The sequence below is a fragment of the Bacillus sp. 3255 genome (assembly GCF_031456485.1).
In the GTDB taxonomy this organism is placed as follows: Bacteria; Bacillota; Bacilli; order Paenibacillales; family NBRC-103111; genus Paenibacillus_E.
This window is the reverse complement of record NZ_JAVDUS010000015.1, coordinates 166,826-181,641: the sequence shown is the minus strand read 5'-3', so window position 1 is coordinate 181,641 and position 14,816 is coordinate 166,826. Positions and strand designations below refer to the sequence as shown.

At 50.2% G+C, this 14,816-nt stretch carries 20 protein-coding genes; 6 read left to right on the top strand and 14 right to left on the bottom strand.

The window, feature by feature from the left end:
• Positions 1-9 precede the first annotated feature (9 nt).
• From spoIIIAC to J2X61_RS22185, 4 genes are all read right to left on the bottom strand, one after another.
• Positions 10-213 (bottom strand): stage III sporulation protein AC, encoded by a 204-nt coding sequence (gene spoIIIAC / locus J2X61_RS22200; RefSeq protein WP_029197158.1) that lies wholly within the window; start codon positions 211-213, stop codon positions 10-12.
• A gap of 55 nt (positions 214-268) precedes the next feature.
• On the bottom strand, positions 269-787 hold the full coding sequence (gene spoIIIAB, locus J2X61_RS22195) for a stage III sporulation protein SpoIIIAB (protein ID WP_274467942.1): 519 nt from the start codon (positions 785-787) through the stop codon (positions 269-271).
• A gap of 6 nt (positions 788-793) precedes the next feature.
• Entirely contained in the window at positions 794-1,777 is a 984-nt protein-coding gene (spoIIIAA, locus tag J2X61_RS22190) for a stage III sporulation protein AA (protein ID WP_274467941.1), read from the bottom strand.
• Positions 1,778-1,850: 73 nt separating this feature from the next.
• Positions 1,851-2,114: a YqhV family protein gene (locus J2X61_RS22185; protein ID WP_274467940.1), complete on the bottom strand. Its 264-nt coding sequence runs from the start codon at positions 2,112-2,114 to the stop codon at positions 1,851-1,853.
• A 151-nt stretch (positions 2,115-2,265) separates the two neighbouring features.
• Between J2X61_RS22185 and comA the strand changes: the two genes are divergently transcribed.
• From comA to J2X61_RS22170, 3 genes are read left to right on the top strand one after another with little or no spacing between them, the layout of a single operon-like run.
• Positions 2,266-3,069 carry a phosphosulfolactate synthase gene (gene comA, locus J2X61_RS22180; RefSeq protein WP_274467939.1) on the top strand — a complete coding sequence of 268 codons (804 nt, stop codon included), beginning with the start codon at positions 2,266-2,268 and terminating at the stop codon, positions 3,067-3,069.
• Positions 3,070-3,072: 3 nt separating this feature from the next.
• Entirely contained in the window at positions 3,073-3,813 is a 741-nt protein-coding gene (locus J2X61_RS22175; RefSeq protein WP_310190639.1) for a 2-phosphosulfolactate phosphatase, read from the top strand.
• A gap of 55 nt (positions 3,814-3,868) precedes the next feature.
• Positions 3,869-4,333, top strand: coding sequence for a DUF441 domain-containing protein (locus tag J2X61_RS22170; protein WP_274467935.1), 465 nt, complete (start codon positions 3,869-3,871; stop codon positions 4,331-4,333).
• A gap of 6 nt (positions 4,334-4,339) precedes the next feature.
• Here the strand turns inward: J2X61_RS22170 and J2X61_RS22165 are convergent, their stop codons facing one another.
• From J2X61_RS22165 to J2X61_RS22145, 5 genes are all read right to left on the bottom strand, one after another.
• Complete coding sequence (locus J2X61_RS22165; RefSeq protein WP_274467933.1) at positions 4,340-5,596, bottom strand: aspartate kinase; 1,257 nt, start codon at positions 5,594-5,596, stop codon at positions 4,340-4,342.
• Positions 5,597-5,735: 139 nt separating this feature from the next.
• Positions 5,736-6,293, bottom strand: coding sequence for an elongation factor P (efp, locus tag J2X61_RS22160; RefSeq protein ID WP_274467932.1), 558 nt, complete (start codon positions 6,291-6,293; stop codon positions 5,736-5,738).
• 15 nt (positions 6,294-6,308) lie between these two features.
• On the bottom strand, positions 6,309-7,382 hold the full coding sequence (locus J2X61_RS22155) for a M24 family metallopeptidase (RefSeq protein ID WP_310190636.1): 1,074 nt from the start codon (positions 7,380-7,382) through the stop codon (positions 6,309-6,311).
• A gap of 25 nt (positions 7,383-7,407) precedes the next feature.
• On the bottom strand, positions 7,408-7,839 hold the full coding sequence (aroQ, locus tag J2X61_RS22150; RefSeq protein WP_274467930.1) for a type II 3-dehydroquinate dehydratase: 432 nt from the start codon (positions 7,837-7,839) through the stop codon (positions 7,408-7,410).
• 77 nt (positions 7,840-7,916) lie between these two features.
• Positions 7,917-8,405: a YqhR family membrane protein gene (locus tag J2X61_RS22145; RefSeq protein WP_274467928.1), complete on the bottom strand. Its 489-nt coding sequence runs from the start codon at positions 8,403-8,405 to the stop codon at positions 7,917-7,919.
• 150 nt (positions 8,406-8,555) lie between these two features.
• Here J2X61_RS22145 and J2X61_RS22140 point away from each other — a divergent pair, with 150 nt between their 5' ends.
• Both J2X61_RS22140 and J2X61_RS22135 read left to right on the top strand, forming a co-directional pair.
• Positions 8,556-9,500: a DUF1385 domain-containing protein gene (locus J2X61_RS22140; protein WP_274467927.1), complete on the top strand. Its 945-nt coding sequence runs from the start codon at positions 8,556-8,558 to the stop codon at positions 9,498-9,500.
• Positions 9,497-9,754 (top strand): hypothetical protein, encoded by a 258-nt coding sequence (locus J2X61_RS22135; protein WP_274467926.1) that lies wholly within the window; start codon positions 9,497-9,499, stop codon positions 9,752-9,754. The genes J2X61_RS22140 and J2X61_RS22135 overlap by 4 nt, the downstream gene beginning before the upstream one ends.
• Positions 9,755-9,760: 6 nt before the next feature.
• Here the strand turns inward: J2X61_RS22135 and J2X61_RS22130 are convergent, their stop codons facing one another.
• Together J2X61_RS22130 and mntR are read right to left on the bottom strand one after the other, a co-directional pair.
• Complete coding sequence (locus tag J2X61_RS22130; RefSeq protein WP_274467925.1) at positions 9,761-10,729, bottom strand: patatin-like phospholipase family protein; 969 nt, start codon at positions 10,727-10,729, stop codon at positions 9,761-9,763.
• A 110-nt stretch (positions 10,730-10,839) separates the two neighbouring features.
• On the bottom strand, positions 10,840-11,265 hold the full coding sequence (gene mntR, locus J2X61_RS22125) for a transcriptional regulator MntR (protein WP_274467924.1): 426 nt from the start codon (positions 11,263-11,265) through the stop codon (positions 10,840-10,842).
• Between the two features lie 164 nt (positions 11,266-11,429).
• Between mntR and splB the strand changes: the two genes are divergently transcribed.
• On the top strand, positions 11,430-12,491 hold the full coding sequence (splB, locus tag J2X61_RS22120) for a spore photoproduct lyase (protein WP_274467923.1): 1,062 nt from the start codon (positions 11,430-11,432) through the stop codon (positions 12,489-12,491).
• Positions 12,492-12,510: 19 nt separating this feature from the next.
• Here the strand turns inward: splB and J2X61_RS22115 are convergent, their stop codons facing one another.
• Genes J2X61_RS22115 through J2X61_RS22105 form a run of 3 tightly spaced genes read right to left on the bottom strand, consistent with a single transcriptional unit; the run spans position 12,511 to position 14,812 of the window.
• Positions 12,511-13,224 carry a cytochrome c biogenesis CcdA family protein gene (locus J2X61_RS22115; protein WP_310190626.1) on the bottom strand — a complete coding sequence of 238 codons (714 nt, stop codon included), beginning with the start codon at positions 13,222-13,224 and terminating at the stop codon, positions 12,511-12,513.
• A gap of 1 nt (position 13,225) precedes the next feature.
• Positions 13,226-14,026 carry a metal ABC transporter permease gene (locus J2X61_RS22110; protein ID WP_310190624.1) on the bottom strand — a complete coding sequence of 267 codons (801 nt, stop codon included), beginning with the start codon at positions 14,024-14,026 and terminating at the stop codon, positions 13,226-13,228.
• A 12-nt stretch (positions 14,027-14,038) separates the two neighbouring features.
• On the bottom strand, positions 14,039-14,812 hold the full coding sequence (locus J2X61_RS22105; protein ID WP_274467918.1) for a metal ABC transporter ATP-binding protein: 774 nt from the start codon (positions 14,810-14,812) through the stop codon (positions 14,039-14,041).
• Positions 14,813-14,816: the final 4 nt, after the last annotated feature.

The following is a 14,816-nucleotide window of genomic DNA, read 5'->3' as shown; positions in this document are numbered from 1 at the left end:
CGGCGCACCTCATTGGAATAAGAAGATCGTTTTGATTTCTTTGAATAAATGATCCAGCATGCTGACGACCATGAAGAGCACGACCACGAAGCCGATGACCGTGACCCAGTGTGCCATATCCTCTTTGCCCATCTGCTTGAGCACCGAATGGATCATCGCGATGATGATGCCGATGCCGGCGATCTGGAAAATGGCATTCACATCTACGTTCATTCCAGGCACCTCACTCTGTTGACAAGGAACATTCCTGAAGAGTCCCCTGCTTCCCTTAATACATCAAAATGACGATCAATGCTCCGATTAGGACGCCGAGGCTTTTCCACATTTTCTCGTAGCGCCGCTGCTCTTCCCTTGACTCGGTCTCTTCGGTCTGCAGCTGCGAGATGGCCAGCCGCAAATGCTTGATCTGATCGGCCCGGTCCGTCGCCCCAAGAACGGCTCCCAGCCCCAGAACGATCTCTTGTTCGGGCTGCTTCATCGAAGTTCTCGTCCACACCTCTCTAACACTCTTATGCCAAATCTCCCGGGTAGATGCCCCATCGCCGGCCAATAATCGTTCAGCCGTCAACCGGAATAAGGAGGAGAGCGGCTCCGCAACCTGCTTGCCTAACGACTGGAAGGCTTCCGGCAGCGGTGTCAGGGCATAAGTGATTTCCGTCTCCATCCGGCCCAGCGCCGAGATCAGCAATCTGATTTGTTTGGGGCGCCTGACGTAATGTGCGGCTTGCAGAAAACCGTACAAGGTTGCAGCGCCGATAATGAGAACACCGCCCAAAAATTTCAGCATCTTTCATCATCCTTTAGTCATAGGATTGAGCTCCAGCGGTTGACCCAGCCGGTCCAAGATTCGAAAGGAAGCCGGGGCGCCTTTTCTTCGATGCAGGATGACATATCTCGTAAATACACCCTCTTCCAAAAGCTGCTTCAGCACCGGCCTTAACCGTACATCCTCGTAATCGGCGCCATGGGCGGTCGCTACGATCCGGATTCCGGTATGAACGGCCTCATGAATGGCCGCTGCGTCCTCCGGCCTTCCGATTTCATCGACGATCAGCACATCCGGCGATAAGGAGCGAATCATCATCATCATGCCTTCCGCCTTCGGACATCCGTCCATCACATCGGTGCGCGGCCCCAGATCGAATCTCGGCACGCCCTTGTCGCATGCCGCAAGCTCTGAGCGCTCGTCGACGACTCCTACTTTCTTCCCGGATGTGTTCAAGCCGCCCGCCCCCCATTCCCCCCGCGAGATCAATCTGGCCAAATCGCGAATCAGCGTCGTCTTCCCTTGCTGCGGCGGCGAGATGACAAGCGTGTGGTGAACGCTGCGGCGGTAAGGATCGAACAGGTGCGGCAGAACCTGCCTGCCGACACCCTGCACTTCGCGGGCGATTCGAATGTTGAACGAGCTCACATCGCGAATCTGCTTCACATCACCTTGATCGAGCACCGTTCGCCCAGCCAGTCCCACACGATGGCCTCCGGCAATCGTAATATAGCCTCTGCGCAGCTCTTCCTCATGCGTATACATCGAATGGTTCGTGAGCATCTCCAGCAGCGTGTGACAATCTTGTTTGGTCGGCTTGTAGGCCATCTCTTCCTGAGTCACCGGTTTGCCGCGATCGTCAACGAACGCATACCCGTCGCCCCAGCTAATCTCGAGGGGCCGCGATTCTCGTACCCTGACTTCCTCGACGCCGGCTTGTACGTCCTGCGGCAATGCCGATAAGAGAACCCGGAGCGTGTGGGGGAAGATGTGCAGGACGGCATTCAACATAGTTAGACATCCCTCCAAGTTGTCCAGTCTTCTATACTCATTTCTATGATTTAATAGAAAGAAATATGACCGATTACTTTTTTAAAATACCAATGAAAAGACAGCTTACTCCCGCAAGGACCCAGAGCATCTTTCCGTAAGAAAGCTTCTCTGCGATCCCTACTAATCCAATCGTAGTCGTTGCTAGCAGTACTAGAGGACCTACTAGAGCAAGCGTAGAGTTCACCAGGAGCGCTTTCTCCACCGTAGCCAGCCGCAACATGACAATCGCTGCGATCAATTCGAAACTTCCCGACATCATTCTGAGGGATGCCATCGTAAGGACAATTTTGTTCATCGTTTCTACTCCTCTCGTAAAAAAGGTCAAAGCTTTCTACCCTACCTTATGCAGGCTCGTCTGATTTTAGGCATACTGGGCACCACCATTCTCCCCCATGCATATGCTGTTCTCATATTGAACCTTCGAAGGACAGTGAGGAGAAATAAAGATGGAAGTGACCTCTTATTTGAATTGGAACCCCGTTCTGGCCGACCCAACAGGTAGACGGCAGGCCAAACCAAGAACGCTGGGTAAGACGATGGTGATGGATAAAGGTTTAGGACCGTGCGCTTTCCAAGATTTGCTTCATACGGCGAGCCATCATGTGGATATGATTAAGCTCGGGTTCGGCACCTCTCCGCTTTACCCGGAGTCCGTGCTAAAAAGCAAGATCAATTTAGCCAAAGAAAACGGGATATGCATCTATCCCGGAGGCACTTTTCTAGAGGTTGCCATTACACAGAATGCAGTAGACGATTATTTCGACATGGTCACCGCACTCGGATTCAATGGCTTGGAAATTTCCAACGGAACCATCGACTTCTCCCGCAAGCTGCGCAATGAGCTTATCAAAAGAGGGATCGAAGAAGGACTAGAGGTCGTTACGGAATATGGCAAAAAAGGATGGGGTTCCGCGATTGAATTGGAGGAGCTCATCGAAACGGTCATGCTGGATACGGAGATGGGGGCTGTTCTCGTCACCGTAGAAGCCCGCGAATCCGGCATGGGGGTTGGCATTTTCGATCAACAAGGGAAATGTAAGGACGAGGAAGTCGAGCAAGTTCTCTCCGCGGTGCCGGGGGACCGGCTTCTCTGGGAAGCTCCGCTTAAGAGCCAGCAGGTGCATCTGATCAACATGCTTGGACCGCAGATCCATCTGGGCAACATCGCTCCCCATGAAATCATCGCCTTGGAAGCGCTGCGGAGAGGGCTGCGTTCCGATACGTTGTCCTTAGGTACCAGAAAGGATTAAATCATGCATATCGAAGTAGTCGCCACTATCGGCGAAGCAAGGAATGACGATTTGCTTCATAAAACCGTCGTCGTCATCGATGTCTTGCGGGCAACGAGCACGATTGTAACCGCACTCGTTCACGGCTGTAAATCTATCGTCCCTGTAGAGACCGTTCTGAAAGCCAAGGAGCTGTACCGGGAAGGCGATCTGCTGGGCGGGGAGCGATTCTGCAAAAAAATACCGGGGTTCGACTTCGGCAACTCGCCGCTGGAATACACGAAGGAAGCCATTCAAGGCAGACGCATCATTCTGACGACGACGAACGGCACGCGCGGTATCCAGAAAGCGGTAAAAGCCGACAATGTGCTCGCAGGCTCTTTCTTGAACAGCCGGGCATGCGCGGAAACCATCGCCCATCTGAAACGCGACACCGTCATTGTATGTGCGGGAACGCAGGACGTCTTCTCTCTGGAAGACGGACTTTGTGCGGGGCATATGCTGGAAGAATTGGCTGCGGTAGTAGGGGAGAAACCATTATCGACCAATGATTTCGGTTTAGCCATGCGGGGGTGCTACCTGCAGGTGAAGGACCGGCTGCTTGATACTTTGCTGACATGCTCGAATGGCAAAAAAATGTGCAAAACCGGATTCCAGGCGGATATCGTCGCTTGCGCGCAAACGAATATCACAGACCAGGTCCCGATTCTGGAAGGGGATCAAATGGTGCTTCTTCAACGGAATCTGGCTCGCCCGGCGTTCTAAATACAAGCCCCTCTCATAAACTAAGATGGAAGTATGCGGACGAGGGGTTATGTGGATGAATGGCAATATACTGTTAGTAATACTCATCGTAATTGGACTCATTGGCCGGTCTCCGATCATAACGACGGCTTCTTGCTTGCTGTTGGCTGTAAAACTGGTAGGCCTGGTGCGGTTCTTTCCGACGATGGAACGAAGAGGCCTGGAGCTGGGGCTGCTCTTCCTGACGATCGGCGTGTTAGTGCCCTTTGCCAGCGAACGCATCACAATGAAGCATATCTTATCGGTCTTCACGACATGGCCTGGCATTATCGCCTTGCTAGGCGGAGCTATTGCTACTTATATGAATGGCAAAGGTTTGGAGCTATTGAAAATAGACCCACAGTTGATTGTGGGTCTAGTTATCGGTTCCATATTCGGTATTGTATTCTTGCGCGGAATTCCGGTTGGCCCTCTGATGGCCGCCGGGATTACCGCTTTTCTGCTTAAACTTGCTTATTTCATATCGGATAAATTCAGCTGACAGGTATTATCTGCGATCTTGCGGGCCGCCAACGAAAGCCTGCTCCGTTGTGTCCAAGCCATATGCGGTATGCAGCGATTGAATGACTTCGTTCAGGTTGGAATTGTCAATGACACAGGACACTTTGATCTCGGACGTGCTGACGAGGGAGATCGAGATGCCCAGATCGGAAATGACTTTAAACATCGTCGCGGCAACCCCTGGCGTGCTGACCATGCCTGCGCCCACGATGGATACTTTCACCAGGTTGACTTCGGAAGTGACTTCACGGAAGCCGATTTCACCGCGAATGGATTCGATCGCATCCAGCGCTTTCTCACGGTCCGCCAGTGTCGTCGTGAATGAGAAATCCGCCGATCCGTTGATTACGCCGCTTTGTACGATGATGTCTACATCGATTTGCACCTCGGCAAGCGCCAAAAATACTTTGGCCAGCTGGCCCGGCTTCTCAGGTACACCTAGAATACTTACTCTTGCCACATTCTTGTCATATGCGATGCCGCGGACGACGATCCCTTGCTCCATCACTGCTTCCTCCTTCACGTTGGTCCCTTCGTTGTTCGTAAAACTGGAACGCACCACTAAGGTAACGTTATAATTTTTGGCGTATTCCACCGCTCTGGGATGAAGCACGGCCGCTCCCAGGTTGGCAAGCTCGAGCATTTCGTCATAAGAAATCTCGTTAAGCTTTCTCGCTACTTTCACAATGCGTGGATCCGTCGAATAAATCCCGTCGACGTCCGTGTAGATCTCACACAGATCCGCTTTAATGGCAGCAGCAAGCGCAACAGCCGTCGTATCGGAACCGCCGCGGCCCAGCGTTGTAATCTCTCCAGCTTCTGTCATCCCTTGGAAGCCGGCTACGATAACAACATTGCCGTTATCCAGCGCTCTCAGCACACGCTCAGGCTGAATATCGGTAATTCTCGCTTTGCCGTGCACAGCTTCTGTATAAATACCGCTCTGCCAGCCGGTGTAAGAAACCGCCTGCTCCCCTAAACTATGTATCGCCATCGATAGGAGCGCTACGGAAACCTGCTCCCCAGTCGTTAACAGCATATCCATTTCACGAGCCGGCGGGGCTCCGTCGTAAATTTGCTTAGACAGGTCGATCAAATCATCCGTTGTATCTCCCATCGCAGATACGACAACAACGCACTTGTGCCCTGCTTGTTTTCGCTCCACGATTCTTTTTGCCACACGCTTCATTCGCTCCGCATCACCGACAGAGCTTCCGCCAAATTTCATCACGATTAGAGACAAAGCTGACCCACTCCTAACGCATACTAGTGCATAACAATTCAATATTATAGCATAAAATGTCTTTTTGTGATACGAATTGGACGCGCCATATAAAAAAACTCCCTGACTGTCAAGTCAGAGAGGCTTGTCCTAGCAGCGACTAGGCGCGAGAGATATATTTGCCGTCATCCGTATCGATGGAAAGCACGTCGCCTTCGTTGATGAACAGAGGCACTTGAACAACAAGACCTGTTTCCATTTTCGCGGATTTCAGAGCGCCTTGCGCCGTGTTGCCTTTCACGCCCGGCTCTGTTTCAACGACTTTCAAGTCAACGCTTTTCGGCAGGTTGATCCCCAGAATTTCACCTTGGTAGCTCATAATTTTGATGTTCATGTTCTCCAAAAGGAAATTCAGTTCCCATTTCAATTGGTCGCGGGACAGGCTCGTTTGGTCGAAAGTTTCGTTATCCATGAACGTATACTCATCGCCGCTCGCATACAGGTATTGCATTTCGCGGTTCTCGATGTGCGCGCGGCCAACGTTCTCGCCTGCACGGAATGTGCGCTCAACGGTGTTGCCGTTGCGCAGGTTTTTCAGCTTGGAGCGCACGAATGCAGCACCTTTACCTGGTTTAACGTGTTGGAAATCCAATACGGTAAAAATATCGTGGTCTACTTCGATCGTAAGACCTGTTTTGAAATCATTTACTGAAATCACTTGTGAATCCCTCCGCTAGTCAATAATAAGAAAATCTTTTGTAGAGTTTGTAAGTATTTTAATGCCGGTGTCGGTAATTACGACGTCATCCTCAATGCGCACTCCCCCGAAGCCGGGAAGATAAATGCCGGGTTCAACGGTAACCACCATACCAGGAGTTAAAATCGTATCCTCGGTTTTGGACAAACGCGGAGATTCGTGAATCTCCATGCCCAGTCCGTGACCGGTGCCATGGCCGAAGTAATCCCCATAGCCATGCTTCACGATGACATCACGCGAGTAAGCATCGCCTTCTCTGCCTGTGATGCCGGGCTTTAGATTAGCCAAGCAATTCAGTTGGGCTTCCAGAACGATATCATAGATTTCTCTGTGCTTGTCTGTAGGCTTACCTAGCATAACCGTTCTAGTGATATCTGAGCAATACCCTTTATAATACGCTCCAAAATCCAATTTGACAAATTCGTTCATCCGAAGCAGTCTTTCACCGGCTTTGCCGTGCGGCAGCGCCGAGCGCTCGCCGGAAGCGACGATCGTTTCGAAGGAAGTCGACGTTCCGCCGTTCTTGCGGATGAACATCTCGATTTCGAGGGCGATGTCCAATTCCTTCACGCCAGGTTTAATGAAGTTCAGAATGTGCGAGAATGTCTGATCGGCCAAATCCGCCGCTTCCTGCATCACTTGCAGCTCTGCGTCGTCCTTGACCATGCGGATCACTTCAAACAGGCGCGAGGTCGGCACAAGCTCAATGCCCGGCAAGGAGGCCTGGTAGCTGAGATAGTCGCCGTACGACACGTCTCCTTGCTCGAATCCAAGCTGCGTGAGCCCTTGCTTCTGCAGCAGCGCCAGAACGGTCTCCATCGGTTTAGGACCGTGTTCGACGACCTCGAACAATTTGGCTTGTTGAGGCGCTTGCGTCATATAACGGAAATCGGTTATTAGGATTGCGCGGTCTAATGTGATAAGTACATAACCGGAAGAACCGGTGAAGCCAGATACATATGTACGGTTATAGGCATTCGTGATGAGTACAGCCGGTAATTGTTGCTCTTGCATAACCTTGCGAAGACGTTCAATACGTTTCTCCTGCATCTTAATCACCAATCTTTCTACGATTCTACATATGAGATACTAATGCCCGCAAGCCAAGTTCATAGCTCTGGGGTCCGAACCCGCTGATTTGTCCGAGGACGACGGGAGCGGTAACCGAGTGATGGCGGAATTCCTCGCGTTTATGAATGTTCGACAAATGCACTTCGACAGCAGGCAATTGAACCGCGGCTAGCGCGTCGCGAAGCGCATAGCTGTAATGCGTAAACGCACCGGGGTTAATGAGAATGCCGTCCTTCGTTCCGAAGGCTTCATGAATTTTATCGATAATTGCGCCTTCGTGATTCGATTGGAAGCACTCCAGTTCAACCGACAAGACCTCGGCTAATTCCGTCAAGCCTTGAATAATGGCTGAAAGGGAAACCGTTCCATAGACGCCTGGTTCACGAATGCCCAGCATATTCAAGTTGGGCCCGTTAATGACCAGCACTTTTTTCAACAGGAATCACTCCCCAGCATTTTTCAGTCACATAGACGTTATGAGCCTATTTAACCTTTGATATTTTACCATAACTTTCATGTCTTGTGTATAGGCGTTCTTGTCTTCGTATCCGTGTACTCAATTGCGATCGAATAACCGATGAACATCCCCCAGACCAGGAATAAACAGAAATCGCTCAGGTTGGTATTCAGGTCGAGATCGCCGATCCAGTAAGTCATCCCCGCGAGCGGTCCGATCAACAAATATATGGCTGCCCACCATACAGCGCCGTAACCGATTCCCCACCAGGCCGACTGCAGCTTCCACATCGTGACCATGTAAATGAAGGCAGCCAGGATGGAGAACAGCATGAAAAATCCCCAACCGATCAGCACCCCCTGCCATGTCAGCAAAAAGTCATGCTTAAAGAACGGTTCTACGAGAAAACCAATCGATATTTTGGTGAATTTCAAATATTGCTCAACGATTTTCACTGCTCCCCATATAAGCCCTGCAAAAAAACCGATGTAAACCGCAAACAGCCACCGGTTCGTTTTGATTTTCTCCACTTGCTTCTCACTCATCTGCGATTCTCTTCCTTTCTTAACGTAGGTTCACGTAATATCAGGCATGAATAGTATGTTCTACCGTTATCGGTAGCATTCAACCCCTGAATCCGTTACAATAAGAAAGTACGTCAAACCGAATCGAAGACTGATAAGAAGGTGGATCTCATGGCAGAACAAAACAGTATATATGGTGGACAAGCCGTCATCGAGGGCGTCATGTTCGCAGGAAGAAATGTGCATGTAACCGCCGTGCGCAAGAAAGACGGATCAATGGATTTCCTTGAAGTTCCGAAGAAAGATATCCCTTGGGTTCAAACACTCAAAAAAATCCCATTCATTCGCGGGATCGTCGGCATTATCGAATCCAGCGCCAAAGGCGCACAGCATCTCAATTTCTCCGCCGAATCATTCGCCGAGCAGGAAGGCGACCAGGATAAAGCCGCTGCGAAAGAGGAGAAACCGGGCTTTTTCTCCAACATTTCCATGATTTTGGGTGTCGCCGTCGTCGGCGTACTGTCCTTTCTTTTTGGCAAATTCGTGTTCACCTTGGTTCCCGCCGTTATTGAACAGTTTTTGTTCCAAAATGTATTTAGCAATCAAATTCTTCATAATCTTATAGAAGGCGTAATCAAAATCATCTTGCTTGTCGGATATATCTATTTCATATCCTTAACGCCTATGATTCGCAGGCTGTTCCAGTATCACGGGGCCGAGCACAAAGTAATTTCCGCCTATGAAGCCGGGGTTGAGCTTACGGTCAGCAACGTGCAGAAATTCAACACGCTGCACTACCGCTGCGGCAGCTCCTTCATCGTCTTCACCGTGCTGATCGGAGTCGTCATTTACTCGTTCCTGCACTATGACGGTTATGTGGAGCGCATCGTACAGCGTTTGCTGCTGCTTCCAGTCGTCATCGGGGTATCGTATGAAGTGCTGCGATTCACGAACTCCTTGCGCGATGTGCCGGTGCTGCGCTTCCTGGGATATCCGGGACTGTGGCTGCAGCTGTTAACAACCAAAGAGCCAGAAGACAGTCAAGTCGAGGTATCGATCGCTTCCTTCAACCGGATGCGCGAAGCCGAAAAAAGAATCATGGAGGGACGGGCATGAGAAGAAGATTTTCGCCGGTCGAAATCGCCATCGGTGTTCTGATTGCGATTGGATTGTTGGTCAATCTGCCAACTTTATTCATACCGATTCTCGTGTTAGGCATCATCTTTCTGCTGTACAAATTCCCGCCGAATCGCTGGAAGACGATATCGTTCGGCCGCGGCCCATCCAAAGTAAAAAGGAAGAACGCCAAGTTTCGGGTCATTAACGGATCCAAAGACTCTGATTCGGACGATTATCCGAGATATCATTAATCCGCTTTACTTTGTGGGAATCCGCTGCACATATTTCTCATATTCCGCTTCATAGATTTGTGCGGACCATCTGTTGAAATAATCCTTGGATGAGCGGTACCCGGAATCATACAAGGCTAAGCTCAATTCCTTCGACAAGTTAAATTGTGTGTTTCCGACACCTAGCGTTGGAATTTTCACGGTCCGGAAACGGTTCTTCTGCTCGATGTAGCGTTCGTCATGCGCACTGAGCATCGTGCCGAACAATGCTTCGAGCATCGTAATGGGGCCTCGGATCCGGTGCGTTGTCAAATCGCTCTTGCCGACGAGCTGGAAGCCGATAACGGGAATTTTCTCCTTCCGCTCCCCCGGTTCGTCGAATAACCATAACGGATAGTTGCTGAGCAAGCCGCCATCCACGATATAATAAAACTGCTCTGTGAAAGGCGTTGCCTTCGCAGAGCTTTTTATTTTGCGGCGGATCATCACCGGATCGAAGAAGTAAGGGATGCTCGTGCTCATGCGAACCGCTTTGGCAATGGAAAACTGCCGGGGATCAATCCCGTACTGCGCGATGTCTTCCGGCAATATCAGCAGCTTGCCTTGCGTAATGTCGGAAGCGATGATGCGCAGCTGGTTCTTCCGGAGATCGCCAAAATTACGAATCCCTTTTGCTGCAAGCTGAAGATTGACCCAGTGCTCCAGCGCTTCCCCGGAGTACAGCCCTTTCTTAATCAGCAGCCGCGCGGCGGGACCGATAATTTTGGCATTGAAGATCGGCGAGCGCTGCAGGAACGATTTGAAGGGCGCCCTCATGATCATTTCTTTCATTTCCTCCCCTGTGTAACCGGCAGCCAGAAAAGCCGCCACAATCGAGCCTGAGCTTGTACCTGCGACTTGATGAAAGACATGTCCCTGATTCATCGCCGCACTGACGCCTCCGGCCAAAGCGATCCCTTTCACGCCACCGCCCTCGAATACACCGTTGATTAACAAATTCGACACCCCTCCCCGAAATCTAACAAAGGGCTTTCTTTGTTATGTATGCTGGAGCAGTTTGTTTCTATGCGCAAAAAAAAACAGAGACCGCAAACTGCGGTCTCTGCTTAGTTATCAGCATCTAAATCTTTACGCACATTCATGAGTTCGCCGACCCGAGCTTCGTCTCTGCGGAAATACTCAACCAGCGTTTCGATACAAGTAATGGAGTCCCAACTCAAATGATGTTCGATTCCTTCTACATCTTTATATATATTATCCTCTTGGACGCCAATGATCGTTAAAAAGTTCTCGAGCAGTTGATGCCGGTCCACCAATCGCTTGCCCATCTTCTTCCCTTTCGGGGTTAACATCAAGCCGCGGTATTTCTCATAAATCAGATAGTTATCCTTATCCAGCTTCTGAATCATCTTCGTTACGGATGAGGGGTGCACCTCAAGCCCTTCAGCAATGTCGGAGACACGAGCGTAACCTTTCTCGTCTATGAGCTTATATATTCTCTCCAGATAGTCTTCCATGCTCGGTGTAGCCATTGCGTTATTTCCCCCTGCTTTTTCCTTAATTTGCTGCCACTTGCTTACCTATCATAATCCATCAACCTAGACGCGGTCAAATCTCCCATGACTCAATCGGCGGCGGCGATGGTACACTAAACGACAGGAACACGCTTGATTACACGCGATGAAAGGAGTTTCCCATGTCTACCGAGCTGCTCGCCAGACCCGTTCCAACGACATCCGTGTTCGTACCGGAGCTTGTTTATTTTGAACCTGATGCTATGAATTATACCAAAGGCCAGCAAATCTATGAATGGGCAAAAGGCCAAGGCTTGGAGATCCATATGACAACCTCCCACAATCAAATCCGCGATCTTCCCGGCGATTCCGAACTTGAGAAATACCGCATAGCCAAACGAACGCTTGTTGTCGGAATACGCAAAACGCTCAAATTCGATACCTCCAAGCCGTCGGCCGAATATGCGATTCCGATCGCCACCGGTTGTATGGGACACTGCCATTACTGTTACCTTCAGACGACGCTTGGCGCTAAGCCTTACATTCGTGTGTATGTCAACATGGATGATATTCTCGGTGCCGCCCAGAAGTATATCGACGAAAGGCTTCCCGAAATTACCCGCTTCGAGGCGGCCTGTACTTCCGATCCGGTCGGGTTGGAGCATATTTCCGGCTCATTGAAGCAAGTGATCGAATTTATGGGACAGCAGGAACACGGACGTTTGCGGTTTGTGACCAAGTATCACCATGTCGAGCCGCTCCTCGATGCCAAGCATAACAAGCATACCCGGTTTCGTTTTAGTGTAAATGCAGATTATGTGATCAAAAACTTCGAGCCCGGAACTTCCAAATTCCATGAAAGAATTGAAGCCGCGGGCAAAGTGGCCAAAGCCGGGTATCCCCTAGGCTTCATCATCGCCCCGATCATTTGGCATGAAGGTTGGGAGCAAGGCTATGCCGAATTGCTCGAACGGCTGCACAAAGAGCTTCCGCCTGAAGCAGCGGAAGATTTGACCTTTGAAATGATTCAGCACCGGTTCACCAAAACCGCCAAAAATATCATTGAAAAGCGATATCCGAAAACGAAGCTGGAAATGGATGAAGAAAAACGTAAATACAAATGGGGCCGCTATGGCCGGGGAAAATACGTGTATCCCGACGAACAGGCAGACGCACTAAGGGAATTTATCACAGAACGTATCTTTGATAAATTCCCTCAGGCCAAAATCGAATATTTCACATAGAAAGCACGAACGAGATTTATTAAAATTTCAACCATTCGGGGGTTATGGTGTTCAACCATAGGGTGATTTGCGTCATTTTGCCCGTATACAGCAAAATGGCAATTATGAGCATCAAGCCCCCGCCAATTTTCATAATCAGGTTGGAGTAACGCAAAATCCAGCGCGTCGACCCGATGAAGAAGGAGAGCACGAAAAAAGGAATCGCAAAGCCCAATGAATACGCGGTCGTCAATTGGAACCAGGTCCCCGGTTCCGTCGTTGCAAGCGCTAGAATCGCGGATAAGATAGGGCCAACGCAAGGCGACCACCCCGCGGCAAAACCCATCCCGATCAGCACGGAGCCCAAGTATCCCGCAGGGCGAAACTTGATCTGCAGTTTACGCTCCTTCATCAGCCACTGAGGCTGGAAGACGCCTAACAGAAACAAACCCATAATGAAAATCAGCAAAGCCGCTATTTGCCGCAGCAGGTCCCGGTAATCGATGAAGAAATTGCCAAGGAAACCGGCCGTAAGTCCTAGTGCATAAAAAATGATCGAAAATCCAAGGATAAAGCTTAACGTATGCAGCATCGTTTGCCTGCGTACTTGGGCTGAGGTTTCGCCGGATTTCAATTCACTAACCGAAATGCCTGTTATGTAGGACAAATAAGATGGATATAATGGCAAACAGCATGGCGAGATGAATGAGGCAATCCCCGCCCATAACGCAATCCACAAATTCACAGAATCCATATCAAATCCTCAATCCTCTTTTTAAAATGATCCCGATCAATATCGCAATAAGCGATAGGACGACCGTTCCGCCAGGAGCGAGATCCCATACACCTGCAATGACCAGTCCGATCACCACGGCAATTTCCGAGAAAATCACAGCTAAAATGACCGAATGCTTGAAGCTTCTTGCCACTAACAGACTGCACGCTACCGGAATCGTTAACAATGAGGAAACAAGAAGAGCCCCCACGATTTTGATAGCAACGGAAATGACAAGCGCCGTCAGCATTGTAATCATCATATTATAATACCGGAGCGGAAGTCCACTTACGCTCGCTGCATCTTCATCGAAGAACATGAGAAAGAACTCTTTGAAATGTACGGCGATGACGCCGACAACAAGCACCGTAACGCCGAGCACGACCCATAAGTCTTGTTGATCGAGCGTATAGATGCTCCCGAACAAATAGCTCATGACGTTCATATTAAAGCCTTTTCCGAGCGTAAAAAGTATCGTGGCAAGCGCTACGCCGCCTGACATAATGATCGCGATCGAAAGCTCCGCATAGGTCTTGTAGGCTTTGCGCAGCCGTTCAATTGCGAACGAAGCCAGCAGCGCAAATACCAGACCGACGCCAAGCGGATATACATGAATGAGAAACCCGAGGGCGACCCCGGCGATCGAGACGTGGGCCAACGTATCCCCGATCATCGATAACCGCCGCAGGACAAGAAAAACGCCCATCAAAGGCGCGATTAGCCCAATCAGTATGCCACCGATTAAAGCGCGTTGAAAAAAATACTCCGTAAATATGTCCAAAATGCCCGCTCCTTACTGAACTCCGATCATCTCGCGAATCTGCCCGATCGAATGTGTCAAATTCGTCTCTCGGCAATCCTCCGGATCATGGGTGTGCTTCACATGAAACTTAATCCCGCCGCTAACCTGTTTGGGCTCCGCACCCAAATAAGACTGCATCATGTCCATGTCATGAGATACCATGATGAACGTCATATGATGATGCTGGTGCATGTGCCGGATCATTCGGAAAAATCCGCTCTGCGTCTCGGCATCGATGCCAACCGTTGGCTCATCCAGAATGAGCAGCTCCGGGTTGTTGACGATGGCGCGCGCGAGGAAAGCGCGCTGCTGCTGGCCGCCGGACAGCTGGCCGATTTTGCGGTCAGCCAAGTCCTCGATGCGCATAGCGAGCATCGCGTCTTCCGCTTTTTGCAGGTCGGCCTTGGACAGCCGGCGATAAATCCGCTTCTTGCTGTACATCCCCGATAAAACAATCTCCCGGACAGTCGCCGGGAAAAGAGGGTTGAACGCATTTTTTTGGGGAACATAGCCGATTCGTTCCCAATCTTTGAATTGGCTCAGCGGACTGTCGAACAGCCGAATCTCACCGCTTGTCGGTTTAAGGAGCCCGACGAGCATTTTGAGCAAGGTCGTTTTCCCAGCGCCGTTCGAGCCGATGACACCGACAAAATCCCGTTCAAGCACTTGAAACTGGAGCTTATCAATGACTTTCTTCTGCTCATATGAGAAAGACACATCATCGATCGATACGATACTCCGGTGGCAAAAATCTTTTTGGCTCATAGCT

What these genes read in the sequence shown, in the direction of transcription:
- spoIIIAC (WP_029197158.1), bottom strand. Translation starts at nt 213, where the DNA reads ATGAACGTAGATGTGAATGCCATTTTCCAGATCGCCGGCATCGGCATC.
- spoIIIAB (WP_274467942.1), bottom strand. Translation starts at nt 787, where the DNA reads ATGCTGAAATTTTTGGGCGGTGTTCTCATTATCGGCGCTGCAACCTTG.
- spoIIIAA (WP_274467941.1), bottom strand. Translation starts at nt 1,777, where the DNA reads ATGTTGAATGCCGTCCTGCACATCTTCCCCCACACGCTCCGGGTTCTC.
- J2X61_RS22185 (WP_274467940.1), bottom strand. Translation starts at nt 2,114, where the DNA reads ATGAACAAAATTGTCCTTACGATGGCATCCCTCAGAATGATGTCGGGA.
- comA (WP_274467939.1), top strand. Translation starts at nt 2,266, where the DNA reads ATGGAAGTGACCTCTTATTTGAATTGGAACCCCGTTCTGGCCGACCCA.
- J2X61_RS22175 (WP_310190639.1), top strand. Translation starts at nt 3,073, where the DNA reads ATGCATATCGAAGTAGTCGCCACTATCGGCGAAGCAAGGAATGACGAT.
- J2X61_RS22170 (WP_274467935.1), top strand. Translation starts at nt 3,869, where the DNA reads ATGAATGGCAATATACTGTTAGTAATACTCATCGTAATTGGACTCATT.
- J2X61_RS22155 (WP_310190636.1), bottom strand. Translation starts at nt 7,382, where the DNA reads ATGCAGGAGAAACGTATTGAACGTCTTCGCAAGGTTATGCAAGAGCAA.
- J2X61_RS22145 (WP_274467928.1), bottom strand. Translation starts at nt 8,405, where the DNA reads ATGAGTGAGAAGCAAGTGGAGAAAATCAAAACGAACCGGTGGCTGTTT.
- J2X61_RS22140 (WP_274467927.1), top strand. Translation starts at nt 8,556, where the DNA reads ATGGCAGAACAAAACAGTATATATGGTGGACAAGCCGTCATCGAGGGC.
- J2X61_RS22135 (WP_274467926.1), top strand. Translation starts at nt 9,497, where the DNA reads ATGAGAAGAAGATTTTCGCCGGTCGAAATCGCCATCGGTGTTCTGATT.
- mntR (WP_274467924.1), bottom strand. Translation starts at nt 11,265, where the DNA reads ATGGCTACACCGAGCATGGAAGACTATCTGGAGAGAATATATAAGCTC.
- splB (WP_274467923.1), top strand. Translation starts at nt 11,430, where the DNA reads ATGTCTACCGAGCTGCTCGCCAGACCCGTTCCAACGACATCCGTGTTC.
- J2X61_RS22115 (WP_310190626.1), bottom strand. Translation starts at nt 13,224, where the DNA reads ATGGATTCTGTGAATTTGTGGATTGCGTTATGGGCGGGGATTGCCTCA.
- J2X61_RS22105 (WP_274467918.1), bottom strand. Translation starts at nt 14,812, where the DNA reads ATGAGCCAAAAAGATTTTTGCCACCGGAGTATCGTATCGATCGATGAT.